The sequence below is a fragment of the Christiangramia crocea genome (assembly GCF_022410465.1).
In the GTDB taxonomy this organism is placed as follows: domain Bacteria; phylum Bacteroidota; class Bacteroidia; order Flavobacteriales; family Flavobacteriaceae; genus Christiangramia; species Christiangramia crocea.
In genome coordinates, this window is the sequence record NZ_JAJSON010000024.1 from 90209 (window position 1) to 108230 (window position 18022).

Genomic DNA, 18022 nt, shown 5'->3' on the forward strand with positions numbered 1-18022 from the left:
ATTAAATTCTCCAGTTTTGGTAATAGCTTTCCATGTGACACATACACATGTGCATCATCATGCGACACATCATCATATTTTGAATTTTAGCTGTTACCATCATTTTAAATTTTCAGGCCTTCCGGCAGATTTCTAATTTTTCTTTTTCAGTATTCTTTAAACTAAGGCTATAAAAAAACCGCTGCGGTTGGCAGCGGCTTTTTACAATATTATCTATTTCAGATTCATGTAATAGGATACGCTGCGGATCTTGTCCCCATCATGCACATCATCATATTACAAATTATTCTGACCATTATTTCACTTATTTGTGTTCACAAAGATAACAACACACATTTTTAATTTCCAAGCGATTACAGAAGAATTATTGAAATTTAATTATTTGATCGATATTTCAAGAATATCGGAATTTACTCCTGAGTTTTTTAATTTTCTTCGAAAAAGACTGCGTTAGGGTTTGAGCGAAATGTTTAAGCTCTCCCGATTTTTTTATCGGGAAGCGAGTCGCGAAAGCCCGGCCTGAGCCCAAAAAGGGCGAAGCGCAACGCCCGGATGCATACTAAAATAATAATACCCTATATTTTATATGTTATCGCAATGACAGAAATTAGGATAAAATGACGTTAAATCAATTTGCCGTCATACTAATTTTCATACATTTGTAACCGAATTATTGAAAGGGACAGATTTGACTGATTGCAACCCTAAAATGTACCACATGTTTTGTAGTACATATTAAAATGCTAAAGCAGTAGTTTTTCACACTCCTATTAGCCTTTCACGTCAAATTTTTCCATTCGTATAAACTTAAAAAAGGAATTGAATGGCTTATTTATTTACTTCAGAAAGTGTATCTGAAGGGCATCCGGATAAAATCGCAGATCAGATCAGCGACACCTTATTAGATAATTTCCTGGCTTTTGACGAAGAGTCAAAGGTAGCCTGTGAAACTTTGGTAACAACGGGCCAGGTGGTTCTCGCAGGTGAAGTGAGAAGCAATACTTATCTGGATGTTCAGAATATTGCCCGGGATGTGATCAATGATATTGGTTATACCAAAGGAGCCTATAAATTCAGTGGTGATTCCTGTGGTGTGATCTCCTTGATCCATGAACAATCCCAGGAGATTTACCAGGGAGTAGATCGAGGCAAAAAAGAAGAACAGGGTGCTGGCGACCAGGGAATGATGTTCGGTTACGCCACCAATGAAACAGAAAATTATATGCCCCTGGCCCTGGATATCTCTCATAAGATCCTTATTGAACTGGCCAAGTTGAGAAGAGAAGGAAAAGATATAGATTATCTACGTCCCGATTCCAAAAGTCAGGTAACCATAGAATACAGCGACGATAATGTGCCAGAAAGAATCGTAGCCATAGTGGTTTCTACTCAGCACGATGAATTCGATAAGGACGATGAGGCCATGTTGAAAAAAATCAAGAAAGATATCATCGAGATCCTTATTCCACGGGTGAAGAAACATTTACCTGAATATGTTCAGAAATTGTTCAATGACGATATTGTTTATCACATCAACCCGACCGGTAAATTTGTGATTGGCGGACCTCATGGGGATGCCGGACTTACCGGAAGAAAGATCATTGTAGATACCTACGGGGGTAAGGGAGCTCACGGCGGTGGTGCTTTTTCAGGAAAGGATCCTTCCAAGGTAGACCGTTCGGCCGCTTATGCCTCAAGACATATTGCCAAAAACCTGGTGGCTGCGGGAGTTGCTCCTGAAGTCCTTGTTCAGGTTTCCTATGCGATCGGGGTGGTTGAGCCCACTTCAATTTCAGTATACACCTACGGGAAAAAGAACACCGATCTAACCGATGGACAGATCGCCGAGAAAGTCAAACAGATCTTTGATATGCGGCCAGCCGCTATAGAAGATCGTTTAAAACTCAGGAGTCCTATCTACCGGGAAACTGCTGCTTATGGACATATGGGTAAGGAACCCAAAAAAGTGACCAAGGTCTTTGAAAGTCCATACAACGGAAAGATCACCAAAGAAGTGGAATTATTTACCTGGGAGAAGCTGGATTATGTAGACCAGGTGAAGGAAGCTATTCCGATAAACAATTAATAAAAATTCTTAAGGCCGCCACTGAGCGGCCTTTTTTTATCATTTCTTCGGAAAACCTTAACAGCTGTGAGCTTTATTTATTTCTACTTTTAAAACTCACCAAGAGGATTTTCCTATGTCTTTATTCAAAAAAGTAAAAAACACCATCCGCCTTTTAAAGTCGGTAGATATGGATCAACTGGCGAAGATCAATGAAAAAATTGATCTGGCCGATGCCATGAAAAGTCTAGGAGAATTAGATGAGCGCCAGCTGGCCGGTTTGATGAAAATGTTAAAAACAAAACGCAGAAAAGGCCAGCATGACCTGCCTCCCATCGATGGTGATTTTTATAATCTGGACCTGAAATTAACTGAGCAACAAAGAGAAATCCAGATGAAAGTGCGTAATTTCATGGAAGAAGAAATTCGGCCACTTGTAAACGAATACTGGAAAAAAGACCAGTTCCCATTCGAGATCATTGAAAAGTTCAAAAAAATAGATATAGTAGGAGTACCATATGAAGGTTATGGCTGTCCTAATCTTCCTTTTCTAATGGAAGGGATCATCGCCCAGGAACTGGCCAGGGTAGATGTTTCTGTTTCCACGTTTTTCGGAGTACATAGTGGGCTTGCGATGGGCTCAATATATCTCTGCGGAAGTGAAGAACAGAAACAGGAATGGCTTCCCAAAATGCAGAAGCTTGAAAAGATTGGTGCCTTTGGGCTTACCGAACCTAATGTAGGTTCAGGAGTAGCCGGAGGCCTGGAGACCACCTGTAAATTTGATGGGGAAAACTGGATTTTGAATGGTCAGAAAAAATGGATAGGGAATGCCACTTTTGCTGATGTGACCATTATCTGGGCAAGGGACCTGGATTCGAACAGAGTAAAAGGATTCCTGGTAAAAAAAGAAAATCCGGGATTCAAAACAGAGAAGATTAAGGATAAAATGGCATTGAGAATAGTTCAGAATGCCATCATCACCTTAAAGGATTGTAAAGTACCGGAGAGTGACCGGCTGCAGAATGCCAATTCGTTTAAAGATACCGCCAATGTGCTTCGAATGACGAGGGCTGCGGTGGCCTGGCAGGCAGTAGGCTGTTCCCGCGGAGCTTATGAAAGCGCCCTGAAATACACCAAAAAAAGGGAACAATTTGGACGTCCTATCGCTTCTTTTCAGCTGATACAGGACCATCTTGTGGAAATGCTTTCCAACCTCACCTCCATGCAAACCCTATGCTTCAGGCTTTCAGAAATGCAGGACCAGGGAATGCTCACCGATGAACATGCCAGCCTCGCCAAGGTATATTGCAGCATGAGAATGAGAGATATAGTTAGCCGGGCCAGAGAGGTTATGGGAGGTAATGGAATTTTACTTGAATATGATGTAGCAAGGTTTGTTGCAGACGCTGAGGCGATCTACAGTTATGAAGGAACGAAAGAGATAAACTCACTAATTGTAGGGCGAGCCATCACCGGCTACAGCGCCTTTATAAGTTAAAAAATGAAAACGAAAGAAAATTTATGTCAGTATTAATTGTATGCCCCGGGAAGGATCCGGAGAATTGGGTAAATGAATTGAAGAATCAGCATCCGGGAATGAATATATATGTTTATCCTGAAGATCATGATAATGAGGAAGTGGAATTCGCTCTCTGCTGGAATCATCCACGTGGGCTTTTCAAAAATTATCCGAACCTTAAAGTCATCGCAAGTATGGGTGCAGGGGTAGATCACATCTTAAGCGATACCGGCCTGCCTGAAGGCATTAAGGTAACCAAGGTGGTAGATGAAAGACTTACCGAGGATATGAGCGATTTTGTACTCAGCCAGGTAATGAATCATATTCGCGGTCTGCACTATTACACAAAAGCACAAAAACAAAAGAAATGGGATCGTTTTCAATATCAGAGACCCAAAGATACAAAGATTGGGATCATGGGAATGGGAGTTCTTGGGAATGCGGTTGCCGATAAACTACATAAAAATGGTTTCCATATCTATGGATGGTCCAGGACTGAGAAAGATTGTGAAAATGTAACCAGCTTCCACGGTAAGGAACAACTGGAAGAGTTTCTTCAGAATTCGGAAATTCTCGTATGTCTGCTTCCTCTCACCAAGGATACCGAAAACATACTCAATGCCGACCTGTTTGATATGCTTCCTGAAGGAGCATACATAATAAACGTAGCCCGCGGCCAGCATCTCGTTGAACACGACCTGATGAAAATGATAGATAACGGTCATCTTTCCGGAGCCTCTCTGGATGTTTTCAGGGAAGAACCCCTTCCGGATGAACACCCTTTCTGGGAACATGAAAAAATAAACATAACGCCTCATATTGCCAGCCTTACCAATCCTAATTCTGTGGTGCCTCAAATCGTTGAAAATTACGAAAGGATGAAAGAGGACGAACCCTTGAAAAACAGGGTAGAAATAGACAAAGGATACTGATAACTAAAACTTATAAGGATGGATACATTAAAGAATATCATGGTAGCTATTGATTTTAATGACAGTATAGGCGAATTGATGGTTTATGCTGAAGGCCTGGCCGAAAAATTCAATTCCAAGATCTGGGTTTTGCACGTGGCAGAACCTGAACCCGATTTTGTGGGCTACGAACCTGGACCGCAATATATCAGGGATATCAAAGCTGAAGAATATCGCGAGGAACATCATAATCTGCAGGAGGTATGCAAGAATTTTATCAGTGCAGATATTGAATCTGAAGCACTTCTGATCCAGGGATCTACGGTAGAGACCGTACTGGACGAGGCCAAAAAACTGAATATTGATCTGCTGATCGTGGGTACTCACAAGCACAGTTTTCTTCATAACCTGCTTCAGGAGAATGTCTCATTGGAGCTGATTAAAAAGGCTGAAATTCCCATGCTGACTATTCCGATAGATGAAGGTTAAAAAATAGTACTCGGAAATTCAGCGGATTTTTTAACTTCATCCAAACTTTAGAATTTTGGAAATAACAAAGCTTCAGCTACAAAAAGTACAGGAGAGAATTGAACCCTATATTCACCGTACTCCTGTAATGAAATCACGACTTTTAAATGAAATTACCGGGACTGAGCTTTGGTTCAAATGCGAAAATTTTCAGAGAATGGGGGCATTCAAGATGAGGGGTGCCGCCAATGCGATCATGAGCCTGAATGAGGCACAAAGAAAAAAAGGAGTGGTGACCCATTCATCAGGGAATTTTGCCCAGGCACTTTCGCTAGCTGCAAAAAGTCTGAATGTACCCGCTTATATCGTAATGCCCGAAAGTGCCCCCGAAGTAAAAAAAGCTGCGGTGAGAACTTATGGCGGCCAGATCACAGAATGCCCTTCAACGCTCAAAGACCGTGAAGAAACGGCCTCCGGAATTGAGGAAAAAACAGGGGCCACTTTTATCCATCCTTCCAACGATCTGGATGTGATACTCGGGCAGGGAACTGCAGCCATTGAACTATTACAGGACCACCCCAACCTTGATTATGTGATCACTCCCGTAGGTGGTGGTGGCCTGATCGCCGGAAGTGCTCTTGCCGCAAAATATTTTGGAAATAATTGTAGATGTATAGGAGCAGAACCTATGGAGGCTGATGACGCCTGGAGGTCTATGCAAAGTGGAAGAATTGAAACTAATGAGTCTGCAAATACTATAGCTGATGGCCTAAAGACCAATCTTGGAGATATCAACTTTCCTATCATCCTGGAAAATATTGACAGGATCATCAGGGTTTCAGAAGAAGAAATAAAGTCAGCTTTAAGACTTATATGGGAACGAATGAAAATCATCGTAGAACCATCCAGTGCAGTGGCTCTCGCAGCAATAATCAGGGAAAAAGAACAATTCAGTAATAAAAAGATCGGCATTGTAATTTCCGGCGGAAATGTAGACCTTGAACGACTTCCTTTCTAGCTTAACTGTCTAATTTTTAGGTCCATTTGAGTTTTAGCCCTTTTATTGGATAGAAACTTACTGTATATTTAAACTAAACTTGGTTTAAATGGAGCTCTATCTAACCGTCGCGATAATTATCATTGGCATCATTCTCTTTGTCCGCGATTATTTTTCGATAGATACCACCTCCATCATCATCATGGCTCTTTTTATAGTCTCCGGTGTTTTAAGTCCGGAAGAGGGCTTTTCCGGTTTCAATCACCCGGCAACCATCACTCTTGGCTGTATGTTTGTTGTGAGTGCCGCGGTATTTAAATCGGGGATCATTGATGGATTAAGTGCCAAGCTTATCCAGATCGCACGTATTAATTATTTCCTGGCACTTGTCTCCCTTTGTAGTACTGCAGCGGTTCTTTCGGCTTTCATCAACGATTCTGCAGTGGTAGCGATATTCATTCCCGTGGCTTTACTGGTATGTCGCGAAGCTGGGATTAGTCCCTCAAGATTACTGATTCCTATTTCCTTTTCAGCATTATTTGGAGGCACCTGTACCCTGGTGGGAACCTCCACAAATATCCTGGTAAGCAGTTATGCAGAGAAATTAGGTTCCGATGGTTTTGGGATGTTCGAATTTTCGCTGGCTGCACTTTGTTTGCTGACTATTGGAATGACTTATATTTTTATCGTAGGGCCTATAATGCTTCCCAAAAGAAGTCTTCCGGAAGAAGCAGGATTGAAAAAGGAAGCAGAGAAATACATGGCAGAGATCAAACTGCATCAGGAGAGTGATGATGTAAACAGATCTATAGCACAGTCAAAACTGGTGAACGATTATAAGGTTCAGATCCTGCGAATCAAAAGAAAGCATTACAGGGTTTATGAGATCAACGGGGAGACTGTACTCAGGGAAAATGATCTGGTTCGCATTCTTGTAGATCCCGTTAATATGGCGAAACTAAAAGTTAAAAGAGGAGTTTCAGTAATTGGGGACAAAGAAAACATAAGGAATGTTACACCAAATGATAGAATTCCTTCTAATGACTCCCCCCCGAATGAAGAAAAAAAGGTTTACGAAGTGATGATCCCTTATGGTTCGGAACTTGCGGGCAGATCCATAAAGCAGCTTAATTTCAGAAGCACCTATTATGCTTCGGTCCTGGCGATACGGCATCGAAAGGAAACTATTACGGAAGATGTTTCAAATGTGGTTCTCAAAGAGGGAGATATGATGCTGCTTTTCGCATCCGAAAAGGCCATTTCATTATTAACTTCAGAAAAACTGATCGTAACCCTTTCCGAATATCAGGGAAGAAGAGTGAACTATAAAAAGGCAATTCCTGCGATTCTTATTGTAATTGGCGTTGTAAGTGCCGCTGCATTTAACATTACTTCAATTCTGATAAGTGCGATGATTGGAAGTCTCCTCCTGGTTACTTTAACAATACTCAAACCACAGGAAGCCTATGAGGCCATAGAATGGAAGGTGATCTTTATGGTTGCCGGGGTACTCTCTATGGGAAAAGCCCTGGAAAAGACCGGTGGCTCTGATATTATTTCCCAATATATCTATGAGTCTTTAGGAGATATGGATCCGCGGTGGACTTTAAGTCTTATTTTCCTGTTCACCTTTTTGTCTACTAATGTACTTTCTAGCAAAGCCGCTGCTGCGTTAATGACACCCATAGTAATTAGCCTGGCCGCTGCGATGCAGGTTAGTGAGAAACCATTTCTCATAGGGGTTATGTTCGCATGTTCGCTTACCTTTATGACCCCGGTTAGCTATCCGGTGAATACGATGGTTTATGCACCAGGAAATTACAGGTTCCGGGATTTTTTAAAGTTCGGCACACCCCTTAACTTTATCATCTGGATTGCGGCATCATTTTTAATACCAATATTTTTTCCTTTTTAGCTATGAGAAAAGTAAAATTACACAACCCATTTAAAACAAGACTGATCGATGAAAAACTGATAAGGGAACATCTTGCGCTGGAACGTACAAAACTGGCCAATGAACGTACCTTGTTATCATACATCAGAGCTTCCATCTATCTTCTCATAAGCGGACTGGCGTTGCTTCAGATCAAGGAATATCAGGGCATCAGTCTGATGTGGGTAGGTTATCTGGCTTTATTTATTTGTCTGCTTTTTTTATTAGTGGGAGTTTCCAGATATATTGCACTTGAAAGAAAACTTATGAAATTACTACGTGAGGATAATGATAATGACGATTCACATAAAAATTAAAGGCTAGTTCAGGTGCAGCAAATCGTTCATTACTCCCTACATTTTCTGGTTATTGGAATTATCGCCTACCTTTATGATAAAGAAAACTGGCTGAAATACTGGCTGATTCTGGCTGCTACTATGCTGGTTGATCTGGATCACCTTATGGCCACCCCTATTTTTGACCCTGAAAGATGCGGAATTGGCTTCCATCCCTTACATTCTGAACTGGCAATTACCGCTTATGTACTTGGAATGATATTCATTAACCACAAAGTGATAAGACTGATCTTTATTGGGCTATTCTTTCATATGTTAACCGATTTTGTTGACTGTATCTGGACGTACGCCCGTTGCGCACCCTGTCTTCAGGATATATTTTAAGTGGTTGAACCTGCTAATTTATAGCATAAAAAATAACTTTTTTTAACTATTCTGTCTCTTGCTTAAACCCCGGTTTTATCTTAAATCTATTATCTTTACTCCCTTGAAAAATTGAGAATACAATCAACCTAATCTAACCAGGGCAGTAAAATATTTATTATGCATGTAGCCATCGCAGGAAACATTGGTGCAGGAAAAACCACTCTAACTAAATTATTAGCAAAACATTATAAATGGGAACCCCATTTTGAGGATGTTCTTGAAAACCCCTATCTGGAGGATTTTTATAACAAAATGGAGCGATGGTCGTTTAACCTTCAAATCTACTTTCTTAACAGCAGGTTCCGGCAGATCCTTCAAATAAGAGAGAGCGGAAAAAAGATTGTTCAGGACAGAACCATATATGAAGACGCGTATATTTTTGCTCCTAACCTTCATGCCATGGGCTTAATGACCAACAGGGATTTTGAGAATTACAAATCTCTATTTGACCTTATGGAAAGCGTGGTTCAGGGACCTGATCTTCTTATCTATCTAAGAAGTACTATCCCCAACCTTGTTTCCCAGATTCACAGTCGTGGCAGGGAATATGAAAACTCCATTTCCATAGACTATTTAAGTCGTTTGAATGAGAGATATGAAGCATGGGTACATACCTATGACAAAGGAAATCTACTAATTATTGACGTTGATAATATTAACTTTGTAAATAATCCTGAAGATCTGGGGGGTATCATAAACCGGATCGATGGAGAACTACACGGACTTTTTTAACAGTATTGAAATTATGGAATCTACAAAACTAAAAAGACCAAAACATAAAGGATCACCAAAGTTGTTTAATAATCCGATCCTTGAGAAACTAACACATACTCACATCTCGATCCCCCTGATAATTTTTGGAATCATTGCCGCAGCCCTGATCTATTACGGGATCATTGAGAAAGGATTTGAAGTGCCGGAAATGGTCCTGTTATTTTTTGCAGGTCTCTTCTTTTTCACCCTGGTGGAGTATCTAATGCACAGGTATCTATACCACATCCCGGCAACCACACCTAGAAGACAAAAAATCTCCTATACTATGCACGGGGTTCATCATGATTACCCAAAAGATAAATCAAGACTGGCCATGCCGCCCGTTCTAAGCCTTATTATTGCTACGGTATTATTCATTATTTACCGTGCCGTGCTTGGAGATTATGTTTTTGGGTTCTTAGCAGGATTTCTTATAGGCTATGCTGGTTATCTCGCGGTCCACTATTCGGTACATGCATTCAAGGTGCCTAATAATTTCCTGAAGACTCTCTGGCACCATCATAGTATTCATCATTATCGTGAGCCGGACAGGGCATTTGGAGTATCTTCTCCATTATGGGATCATATTTTCAGAACAATGCCCAGACAATCACCTAAGAGTGAACGTGCAAAGGTAGGCACCAGTATCGATCCCAGTTAGCACATTTCGACGGCTTTCAATGGTACAAGATTAAATATCCCGGACTTCCGGGATCTTTTTATATCAAAACGTTACTGAATAAAGCCGTTCTCACGGGCATGCTTTTCGGCTTCATTGGAGTTTTCAGCTAAAAGCACTGGCACAGTATCAAAATTATCGATCAGACTCTTTACCCGTTCCATTCTCCTTTTATGCTTTACACTTCTGAGGTATATTGCAAGTATCCTGTCTGAATACTGGGCGGCAATATCGGTATAGATACTTGCATCATGTTCCCCGCTATCACCAATCAGGATAAATTTCAAGTCAGGATAAGTTTTCAGGATATTGGTAATTTCCTTCTGTTTATGAGGCTTTTCGGGTTTGAGAGTACTTTCAAACGGTGTTCTAAAATCCCTGAGCAGAATTGGTCCTTTGGGGAATTTGTTATAATCCAGGAACAATCTCAGGTACTCATATAAATTCCACGGACTGTTACTCAAATAAAACATTGGATTCTTATTCTTTCCACTCTTCCCCTTATGAAGCTTTTGATAGAGATCTGGCGCATCCTTTAAGGGAATACGTTTGTAGGCATTGGTTAAAAGTGAGTTCTTAAGCAGCCGCCATTTTAGAAAAGAAGTGACTCCTGTGTGCAGAATAGTATCATCAATATCGCTTATCACTCCAAATTCAGCATCCACCTGTGGCACCAGGAATTCTCCACGGAATGGATTGGCCAGGAGTTCGGTCCTCTCCCCTAACTCATTGCGATAATAAATCTCATATTCTACCCAGCCTTCCTCATTAGCATGTTCTGAAAGGTTTTTGTCAATGGTCTTTTTAAAAAGGAAGTAGCCCTCATCGTTAGTCATTTCCCTTAGGTTTATCTTATCCGGAATTACAAGCTCCATAAGGGCATCAGGAATCTCAAAACTATCGAACTGCTTGTAGGTGTTTTTAATGGTTTTAAAAAAGGATTGGTCCTTTACAATTTTAAGCGGCTCATTATCTAAGACTCTTCCTTTTACATATAAATGGGAATAGGTTCCATAACTTCGGTATGGCAGCACATAAACCTGTTCCAGATTCCGGTAACGGCCAATGATTTTCTTAAAACGTTTGATCATTAAAGTTGACGCTTTGCTTTCAAGTTAGTTCTTATTGTCAAAAGCCTTTGTTTTAATGCCTAGTTTTATAAAATATTTAATATCTAGAGCTGTTCCAGGCGATACAAGGCTTTTTCCATTTCTATGCTCTCAGAAAGTACTCCTTTAAAAATATCTCCTTTTTTATCCAGTCTTGAAGGCATATTCTTAAGAGTAAAATCGGTGATCTTCAATCCCCGTTTCAGTTCCTTCCATTCGACAGGAGCAGAAACCGGCGCCGACTTTTTAGGCCTGACACAATAGGGAGCAGCCAACGTCTGACCCCTTCGGTTTTGAAGATAATCCAAATAGATCTTTCCCTTTCTATTCCTCACAGTCCTTTCCATACTGGTCAATTTTTTTGTTCTCTCCAAAATGAAATAACAGATAATTTTTGTAAAATCTCTGGCTTCTTCATAAGTGTAATTTGCTCCAAGGGGCATGTAGATATGAATCCCTCTGGAACCCGTTGTCTTACAATAAGCTTTAATATGAGCCTGGTCCAGGATTTCTTTGGCAACCTTAGCTACTTCTATCACTTCATCAAAATTATTTTGCTCTGAAGGGTCCAGATCAATAACAGCATAGTCGGGTCTTTCTAAATTCTGGATGCGGGAGTTCCACGGATTTATCTCGATACATCCTAAATTCGCCATATAAAGCAAGGTAGCTTCATCCTGGCAAAGCATATACTCAATATCCCGATCGCTAGATTTTGAATATATTTTTGTCGTGTTTATCCATTTTTCAAGTAGGCCCTCATTATCTTTTTGATAAAAACCTTTCTTATTAATCCCGTTCGGATGTCTGTGCAGGTTTTGGGGACGATCTTTGAGATATGGCAGGATACAATCGGCTACTTTTATATAATAATCTATCAGGTCATATTTTTGCAAACCTGAATCGGGCCAGTAGATCTTATCAAGGTTTGTAAAATTAATTAACCGGCCGTCGACCTCAAGAGCGTTGGATTTTGATGGCGCTTTTCCCCGACTATTTAGTCCTGTATTTTCGCTTTCTTTTTGAATTTCTACAGGAATTTTGTCTTCCCTGAGGCCTTTATAAACAGGATGCCTCATCCGGCCCTTTTTTGTCCATTCTGAAAAAACCACTTCACAAATGAGGTCTGGCTTTATCCAATTAGCTGCTCTTCCCTTCAGATTAAGTCGACCCTGGAAAGGACTTTCATTGACCTTTAATTTTTCCATTTTTTTCAGCAGAGATCGCTTTTGGTCAAAAGAAAAACCTGTACCGCAATTCCCCACATAGACCAGTATAGCTTCCTTAAAAACTCCCAGTATCAGAGAGCCAAAAGGAGAGCCTTCAGAATCTGTGTAACCACAGATCAAAGCTTCCTGACTCTCATGAGCCTTTATTTTCAGCCAGTTCTCACTTCGATAACCCGGAGTATAAACAGAATCGGCCTTTTTGGCGATCACTCCTTCCATGCCCGCTTCCACGGCCTTATCAAAAAAAGTAGTTCCCATTCCTTCCACATGATCGCAGTAAACCGAAAGGACAGTATCTTCCAGAACTTCAGGAATAAGGCTCTTTCTCTCCAGTAACGGGAGTTCCAGCATACTGTGACCATTAAGGAAAAGCATATCAAAAACATAAAACCTCAGACTTCCACTGGTGGAAGAATCATAGTTCTGTAATTCCTGAAAAATAGGTATTCCAGTTTCGTCAAGCACTACTACTTCACCATCTAAAATTACATTATGAGGAATGCGCTCCAGATCTTTTACAAGGTTTGGAAATCTGGAATTATAAGTAATACCATTCCGGGAATGTATAGATACCTTTCCATCCTCAATATTTGCTATCATCCGGTAGCCATCCCATTTCAACTCATATATCCAGCCTGGTTTGTTGAAAATTTTCTTATGCAGAGTGGCAAGCATTGGCTTTACCGGATCTCCTGAATCCAGTTCCCGTACTTTAATTTCCTGGGAAAGGTTTTCAGGAATATACAGCTCGGAATCGTAGTCCAGATCTGTAGAATACCTGTCCTTCTTTTTTATTAGTAACCATTGGTTCTTTCCTTCTCCCCTGTTAGTAATTATCAGTGAAAACTCTCCTTTTAGCTTCTTTCCGAAGAACTCAATTTTCAGATTTCCATTTTCAAGTTGATCTATAAGTTCTCTATTATCCTGTACCGATTTATATATACCTTCATCCCAGATAAACATTTCCCCGGCCCCATAATTCCCCTTCGGTATAGTTCCTTCAAAATTTAAATATTTAACCGGATGGTCTTCGGTCTGGATAGCCAATCTCTTATCGCCGGGATTCATAGAAGGCCCTTTGGGGACGGCCCAGCTTTTCAGGACGCCTTCCATTTCGAGCCGCAGATCATAATGAAGGCGGGTGGCTTTGTGCCGCTGTATCACGAAACGTCCTTTATTTTCGTTGTTTAATTCTGCAGATGGTTCGGGAGTTTTATTAAAATCCCTTTTTCGCCTGTAGTCTTCAAGTCCCATCGTTTCAGGATGCTTTTTTCTTATTCTTTTTTTCAAGACTGGCCTTTAGCTGGGACATGAGATCTTTTGCGGGAGTAGGTTTGTTTTCAAAGTCATCGGCTTCAGGTTTCTTCCCAGTAGCCTTAGAGTTAATGATCTTCATTAGCTGATCGTTATAGATATCCTTGTATTTTTTGAAATCGAAATCGGAAGTATACTGTTCTATCAGGGAGATAGCCATATCAACTTCTTTCTTTTTGATTTTAGTTGTAGAAAGTTTCAGATCAGATGGATTTCTAATCTCATCGGCAAATCTAATAGTGTGCAGGACCAGTGCGTTCTTGTAAACACCTATCAAACTTAAATGTTCCTTTTGTCTCATCACAAAAGTGGCCACCCCTTGCTTTCCGGTCTTCTTTAATGCATCTCTCAGGAGATTATAAGATTTACCGCCTTCCTTTTGAGGTTCCAGGAAATAGGGTTTCTTGAACAAAACATCTGCCACCTGCGATTCATCAATAAACTCTTCAATATCGATGGTCTTACTTTTCTTCATATTAGCCTTTTCGAAATCCTCCTTTTCCAGAACTACATAACCATCATCCTTTTTAAATCCCTTTACTATATCTTTCCATTCCACTTCTTTTCCTGTATCCTCGTTCACCCTTTTATAGCGAATACGGGCATTGTCCCTTCGGTCCAGCATATCCAGTTCCAGGCGTCTTTCTTCTGAGCCTGAGTATAATTTTACAGGAATAGAAACCAAACCAAAACTTATAGAACCATTCCAGATAGATCTCATACTAACGATTTCTAAGAGCCTTTATAAGCTCCTTTTTAGTCATCTCGCTCCTTCCTTCAATTCCTACTTCCTTGGCCTTCTTATATAGCTCTTCCTTGGTCCTTTCTTCATACTCATCAGCGTGCCCTCCTTTTTTTCCGGATTTAGGATCATTCGCAATGCGCGCTGCCTTCTCCTTGCTTACTCCCTTATCCCGCAACTCCTCGTATTGTTCATCATTCTTAATCTGTGGTCCATGATCTTTTGCCATAATATTAGTATTTATAGTTACTAATTAAAACTACAACATCAGGAATGTTTATAAACCCCATAAAGACCTGATTAACTAGTTTTTAACAACAATACCCTACATATTAAAAGATTATTAGCAACTGGACGATATCCGGTAAATCTTTACCTCATTTCCCAGCTTAAAAAACTTTAATACTCTATTTACAAATACCCGCTCTTTATGATAATAAGGGGTTAAATAAGTTAAATATCTAGTCATTATCGAAGCTTACTTTTAATTTTAGGCGACCATATTAAAATCCAGTTAAATCAAAAAAAGTAGGGGGAATTTTTATGCGTTTATGGAAGAAAAAAGAGACAATTGAATTACTAGAGAAATTAAGGGTAATGAATTATAAAAGTGCATTTATTTATAAAATTGCCTTTTCAAATGAGAAGCGATTAATCCTTAGAAATTTCTACCGGAAATTGTATGCGCAAAAACTGGCATTTTTAAAGGACATAGAAAAAAAGATTGATCAGGTTAAAAAGGAGATTTCTCCTATAGAAGATCCAAAGCTCCTGGCTTTTTATAAGCGACGACGTTGCGAGTTTTCGCAGTTATATTTAAAATATAAATTGAATTATACTTATGCCAAGGTCTATAAACGGGAATTTAAAAGCTTCAAAAAATATCAGAAGTATCTGTCAAAAATCAATCATGCCTCTGTAAGAGCAGTTCTCCTGGAACATAAACATAAAGTAAAAACCAATATAGGCGAAATGAATAACACAGGAATAATGAAGTTTCCTGTGGCATAAAAAAACCCGCCTAAGGCGGGTTTTTATTGGTATAAAACTGAAAACTAATTAGTTTCTTCTACTTTTTTACGCACTTCAGCTTCAGTCCCTTCAAATTCGAAGGTGTTTGTAATCTCTTCACCATTCTCCATCCGGGTCACCACCACATTCGCGGTCACATGATCATCTTCCGTGGTCTTTTCCATTTTAACCTCTTTAGAAATTATCTGCGCGTTATTAGCAGGTTGAACAACAGATGAAGTTTCTTCGGGTTCACCGTTCACATCTGTTTCTGTATGACCACCAAGTATTGGAGCTATCACAAGACCTATCAAACAGGTAAGCTTGATAAGGATGTTCATGGAAGGACCGGAAGTATCCTTGAAAGGATCTCCAACCGTATCCCCGGTCACAGCCGCTTTGTGTGCATCAGATCCCTTATAGGTCATTTCACCGTTGATCATTACCCCGGCCTCAAATGATTTCTTTGCATTATCCCATGCACCACCGGCATTATTCTGAAATATTGCCCATAATACACCGCTAACCGTTACCCCTGCCATGTAACCACCAAGCATCTCTGCAATAAGTACATTTTCGTATCCGAAAAGCATAGGCAGGAAAGCGATAACAATTGGAAATCCTATAGTAATAACTCCAGGCAATAACATTTCTTTCAAAGCTGCCTGGGTAGAGATTTCAACACATTTATCGTATTGTGGTTTCCCGGTTCCTTCCATTATTCCCGGAATTTCCTTGAATTGTCTTCTCACCTCACGCACCATTTGCATGGCCGCTTTACCTACCGAACTCATAGCCAGGGCTGAGAAAACTACAGGCACCATTCCGCCAACAAAAAGCATTGCAAGTACCGGTGCTTTAAAAATATTAATACCGTCAATTCCGGTGAAGGTCACGTAAGCCGCAAAAAGAGCCAGTGAAGTAAGTGCTGCCGAAGCAATGGCAAAACCTTTGCCGGTGGCAGCGGTAGTGTTACCCACAGAATCAAGAATATCTGTTCGCTCCCTTACTTCCGGAGGCAGTTCGCTCATTTCGGCAATACCACCCGCGTTATCAGCAATAGGCCCAAATGCGTCGATGGCCAGCTGCATCGCAGTGGTCGCCATCATGGCTGAGGCTGCCAATGCAACTCCGTAGAAGCCAGCAAATGCATAAGATGCCCAGATAGCAATCGCAAATAACAGAACAGAAAAGAAAGTGGAGATCATTCCGGTAGAAAGACCGGCAATAATATTGGTCGCAGCTCCTGTACTTGAATTTTGAACGATACTCAAAACAGGCTTTTTTCCCAGCCCTGTATAGTATTCGGTTACCGCAGAGATCACACCTCCTACGATAATACCTACCAAGGTGGCATAAAATACTCTTATGGCCTCAATCTCTTTAAATTCAAAACCAGTTTTACCTCCGGTAAAAAAGCCCATGGTCATTGCTTCTTTAGGAAGCATCCAGGTTACCAGAAAATAACTTGCTACGGCCACTAAAAATATGGAGAACCAGTTACCTATATTCAGTGCTTTCTGGACCTCAGCTTCTTTAGCATCATTAGATTTTATGCGAACCAGCAAGGTACCTATAACAGAGATAATAATTCCTGCACCAGCAATGGCCATAGGAAGTAAAATTGGTCCAATTCCGCCGAATCCTGAAGAAGTGATATCACCTCCCATATCTTCAATAATATAATTCCCAAGTACCATCGCAGCAAGAACGGTCGCTACATAACTACCAAAAAGATCGGCTCCCATACCGGCAACATCACCTACATTATCACCTACATTATCAGCAATGGTCGCAGGGTTACGCGGATCATCTTCCGGAATTCCGGCTTCCACCTTACCAACAAGATCGGCCCCAACATCGGCAGCCTTGGTATAAATTCCTCCACCCACACGGGCAAAAAGAGCGATGGATTCAGCTCCCAGAGAAAATCCGGCGAGGGTTTCCAGTACAATAGTCATTTGCTGGGTATTGGTCCACTCACCTCCCATGAAATAATTGAAGAAAAGGATAAAGAAACCGGTAAGTCCTAAAACAGCAAGACCTGCAACACCAAGACCCATTACCGTTCCGCCACCAAAAGAAATATTTAGTGCCTTTGGTAAACTGGTTCTGGCTGCCTGGGTAGTCCTTACATTCGACTGGGTTGCGATACGCATCCCCATATTCCCGGCAAGCGCCGAAAAGAATGCTCCAAAAATAAAAGCAACAATAATGAGATAGTGTGTAGTTGGAACAAAGTAAGCGATAGCCGCAAGAGCGATACTGGCTCCTATCACAAAAAATGTCAATAATTTATATTCTGCTTTTAAAAAGGCTAATGCGCCTTCATAGATATGTGATGAAATATCTTTCATTTTTCCGTCACCGGCATCCTGTTTCATCACCCAGGATCTTTTGACCCACATAAAAATGAGTCCGATTATTGCCAGAATAGCAGGCATATAAATCATTATTGATTCCATATTAGCTAGGTTAATTATGTTAATTAAATATTAATGCCCGCTAATGTAGTAAAATCGGCTATAATTAAAAAAGCAATAACTTTTTAAGGTTATTGCTTTTAT

General features: G+C 40.5%; 16 protein-coding genes. 11 read left to right on the plus strand and 5 right to left on the minus strand.

The window, feature by feature from the left end; translation table 11 throughout:
- The first annotated feature begins 823 nt into the window (after nucleotides 1-823).
- From metK to LU635_RS11435, 10 genes are all read left to right on the plus strand, one after another.
- Nucleotides 824-2086 (plus strand): methionine adenosyltransferase, encoded by a 1263-nt coding sequence (metK, locus tag LU635_RS11390; protein ID WP_240099291.1) that lies wholly within the window; start codon nucleotides 824-826, stop codon nucleotides 2084-2086.
- 115 nt (nucleotides 2087-2201) lie between these two features.
- Complete coding sequence (locus LU635_RS11395; RefSeq protein ID WP_240099293.1) at nucleotides 2202-3566, plus strand: acyl-CoA dehydrogenase family protein; 1365 nt, start codon at nucleotides 2202-2204, stop codon at nucleotides 3564-3566.
- A gap of 23 nt (nucleotides 3567-3589) precedes the next feature.
- The gene (locus LU635_RS11400) at nucleotides 3590-4519 is read left to right on the plus strand and encodes a 2-hydroxyacid dehydrogenase (RefSeq protein ID WP_240099295.1); all 930 of its coding nucleotides are present in this window, start codon (nucleotides 3590-3592) and stop codon (nucleotides 4517-4519) included.
- Nucleotides 4520-4537: 18 nt separating this feature from the next.
- Entirely contained in the window at nucleotides 4538-4987 is a 450-nt protein-coding gene (locus LU635_RS11405) for a universal stress protein (protein WP_240099297.1), read from the plus strand.
- Between the two features lie 61 nt (nucleotides 4988-5048).
- Nucleotides 5049-5984 (plus strand): threonine ammonia-lyase, encoded by a 936-nt coding sequence (locus LU635_RS11410; RefSeq protein ID WP_423738490.1) that lies wholly within the window; start codon nucleotides 5049-5051, stop codon nucleotides 5982-5984.
- Nucleotides 5985-6072: 88 nt separating this feature from the next.
- Nucleotides 6073-7878 (plus strand): SLC13 family permease, encoded by a 1806-nt coding sequence (locus tag LU635_RS11415; RefSeq protein ID WP_240099302.1) that lies wholly within the window; start codon nucleotides 6073-6075, stop codon nucleotides 7876-7878.
- A 2-nt stretch (nucleotides 7879-7880) separates the two neighbouring features.
- On the plus strand, nucleotides 7881-8213 hold the full coding sequence (locus LU635_RS11420) for a DUF202 domain-containing protein (RefSeq protein WP_240099304.1): 333 nt from the start codon (nucleotides 7881-7883) through the stop codon (nucleotides 8211-8213).
- 12 nt (nucleotides 8214-8225) lie between these two features.
- Nucleotides 8226-8576, plus strand: coding sequence for a DUF6122 family protein (locus tag LU635_RS11425; protein WP_240099306.1), 351 nt, complete (start codon nucleotides 8226-8228; stop codon nucleotides 8574-8576).
- A gap of 159 nt (nucleotides 8577-8735) precedes the next feature.
- Nucleotides 8736-9350, plus strand: a complete 615-nt coding sequence (locus tag LU635_RS11430; protein ID WP_240099308.1) for a deoxynucleoside kinase — start codon at nucleotides 8736-8738, stop codon at nucleotides 9348-9350.
- Nucleotides 9325-10032, plus strand: a complete 708-nt coding sequence (locus tag LU635_RS11435) for a sterol desaturase family protein (protein ID WP_240099310.1) — start codon at nucleotides 9325-9327, stop codon at nucleotides 10030-10032. The genes LU635_RS11430 and LU635_RS11435 overlap by 26 nt, the downstream gene beginning before the upstream one ends.
- 71 nt (nucleotides 10033-10103) lie before the next feature.
- Here LU635_RS11435 and LU635_RS11440 read toward each other — a convergent pair whose 3' ends face one another.
- The 4 genes from LU635_RS11440 to LU635_RS11455 form a co-directional block, all read right to left on the minus strand.
- On the minus strand, nucleotides 10104-11141 hold the full coding sequence (locus LU635_RS11440; RefSeq protein ID WP_240099313.1) for an App1 family protein: 1038 nt from the start codon (nucleotides 11139-11141) through the stop codon (nucleotides 10104-10106).
- Nucleotides 11142-11224: 83 nt separating this feature from the next.
- Nucleotides 11225-13678: a DNA ligase D gene (ligD, locus tag LU635_RS11445; protein WP_341482127.1), complete on the minus strand. Its 2454-nt coding sequence runs from the start codon at nucleotides 13676-13678 to the stop codon at nucleotides 11225-11227.
- Nucleotides 13647-14423 (minus strand): non-homologous end joining protein Ku, encoded by a 777-nt coding sequence (ku, locus tag LU635_RS11450; RefSeq protein ID WP_240099315.1) that lies wholly within the window; start codon nucleotides 14421-14423, stop codon nucleotides 13647-13649. Before ku ends, ligD begins: the two co-directional genes overlap by 32 nt.
- A 1-nt stretch (nucleotide 14424) precedes the next feature.
- Nucleotides 14425-14673 (minus strand): DUF7218 family protein, encoded by a 249-nt coding sequence (locus tag LU635_RS11455; protein WP_240099317.1) that lies wholly within the window; start codon nucleotides 14671-14673, stop codon nucleotides 14425-14427.
- Nucleotides 14674-14987: 314 nt separating this feature from the next.
- On the opposite strand from LU635_RS11455, the gene LU635_RS11460 reads away from it, so the two are divergent.
- Nucleotides 14988-15455: a hypothetical protein gene (locus tag LU635_RS11460; protein ID WP_240099319.1), complete on the plus strand. Its 468-nt coding sequence runs from the start codon at nucleotides 14988-14990 to the stop codon at nucleotides 15453-15455.
- 44 nt (nucleotides 15456-15499) lie between these two features.
- Here the strand turns inward: LU635_RS11460 and LU635_RS11465 are convergent, their stop codons facing one another.
- Nucleotides 15500-17920, minus strand: coding sequence for a sodium-translocating pyrophosphatase (locus LU635_RS11465; protein ID WP_240099322.1), 2421 nt, complete (start codon nucleotides 17918-17920; stop codon nucleotides 15500-15502).
- Between the last annotated feature and the right edge of the window lie 102 nt (nucleotides 17921-18022).

Bases quoted from the DNA above. Each gene is read 5' to 3' on its own strand.
- LU635_RS11405 (WP_240099297.1), top strand. From the start codon at position 4,538: ATGGATACATTAAAGAATATCATGGTAGCTATTGATTTTAATGACAGT.
- LU635_RS11395 (WP_240099293.1), top strand. From the start codon at position 2,202: ATGTCTTTATTCAAAAAAGTAAAAAACACCATCCGCCTTTTAAAGTCG.
- ku (WP_240099315.1), bottom strand. From the start codon at position 14,423: ATGAGATCTATCTGGAATGGTTCTATAAGTTTTGGTTTGGTTTCTATT.
- LU635_RS11420 (WP_240099304.1), top strand. From the start codon at position 7,881: ATGAGAAAAGTAAAATTACACAACCCATTTAAAACAAGACTGATCGAT.
- LU635_RS11455 (WP_240099317.1), bottom strand. From the start codon at position 14,673: ATGGCAAAAGATCATGGACCACAGATTAAGAATGATGAACAATACGAG.
- LU635_RS11460 (WP_240099319.1), top strand. From the start codon at position 14,988: ATGCGTTTATGGAAGAAAAAAGAGACAATTGAATTACTAGAGAAATTA.
- LU635_RS11440 (WP_240099313.1), bottom strand. From the start codon at position 11,141: ATGATCAAACGTTTTAAGAAAATCATTGGCCGTTACCGGAATCTGGAA.
- LU635_RS11415 (WP_240099302.1), top strand. From the start codon at position 6,073: ATGGAGCTCTATCTAACCGTCGCGATAATTATCATTGGCATCATTCTC.
- LU635_RS11430 (WP_240099308.1), top strand. From the start codon at position 8,736: ATGCATGTAGCCATCGCAGGAAACATTGGTGCAGGAAAAACCACTCTA.
- LU635_RS11435 (WP_240099310.1), top strand. From the start codon at position 9,325: ATGGAGAACTACACGGACTTTTTTAACAGTATTGAAATTATGGAATCT.
- LU635_RS11400 (WP_240099295.1), top strand. From the start codon at position 3,590: ATGTCAGTATTAATTGTATGCCCCGGGAAGGATCCGGAGAATTGGGTA.
- LU635_RS11465 (WP_240099322.1), bottom strand. From the start codon at position 17,920: ATGGAATCAATAATGATTTATATGCCTGCTATTCTGGCAATAATCGGA.
- metK (WP_240099291.1), top strand. From the start codon at position 824: ATGGCTTATTTATTTACTTCAGAAAGTGTATCTGAAGGGCATCCGGAT.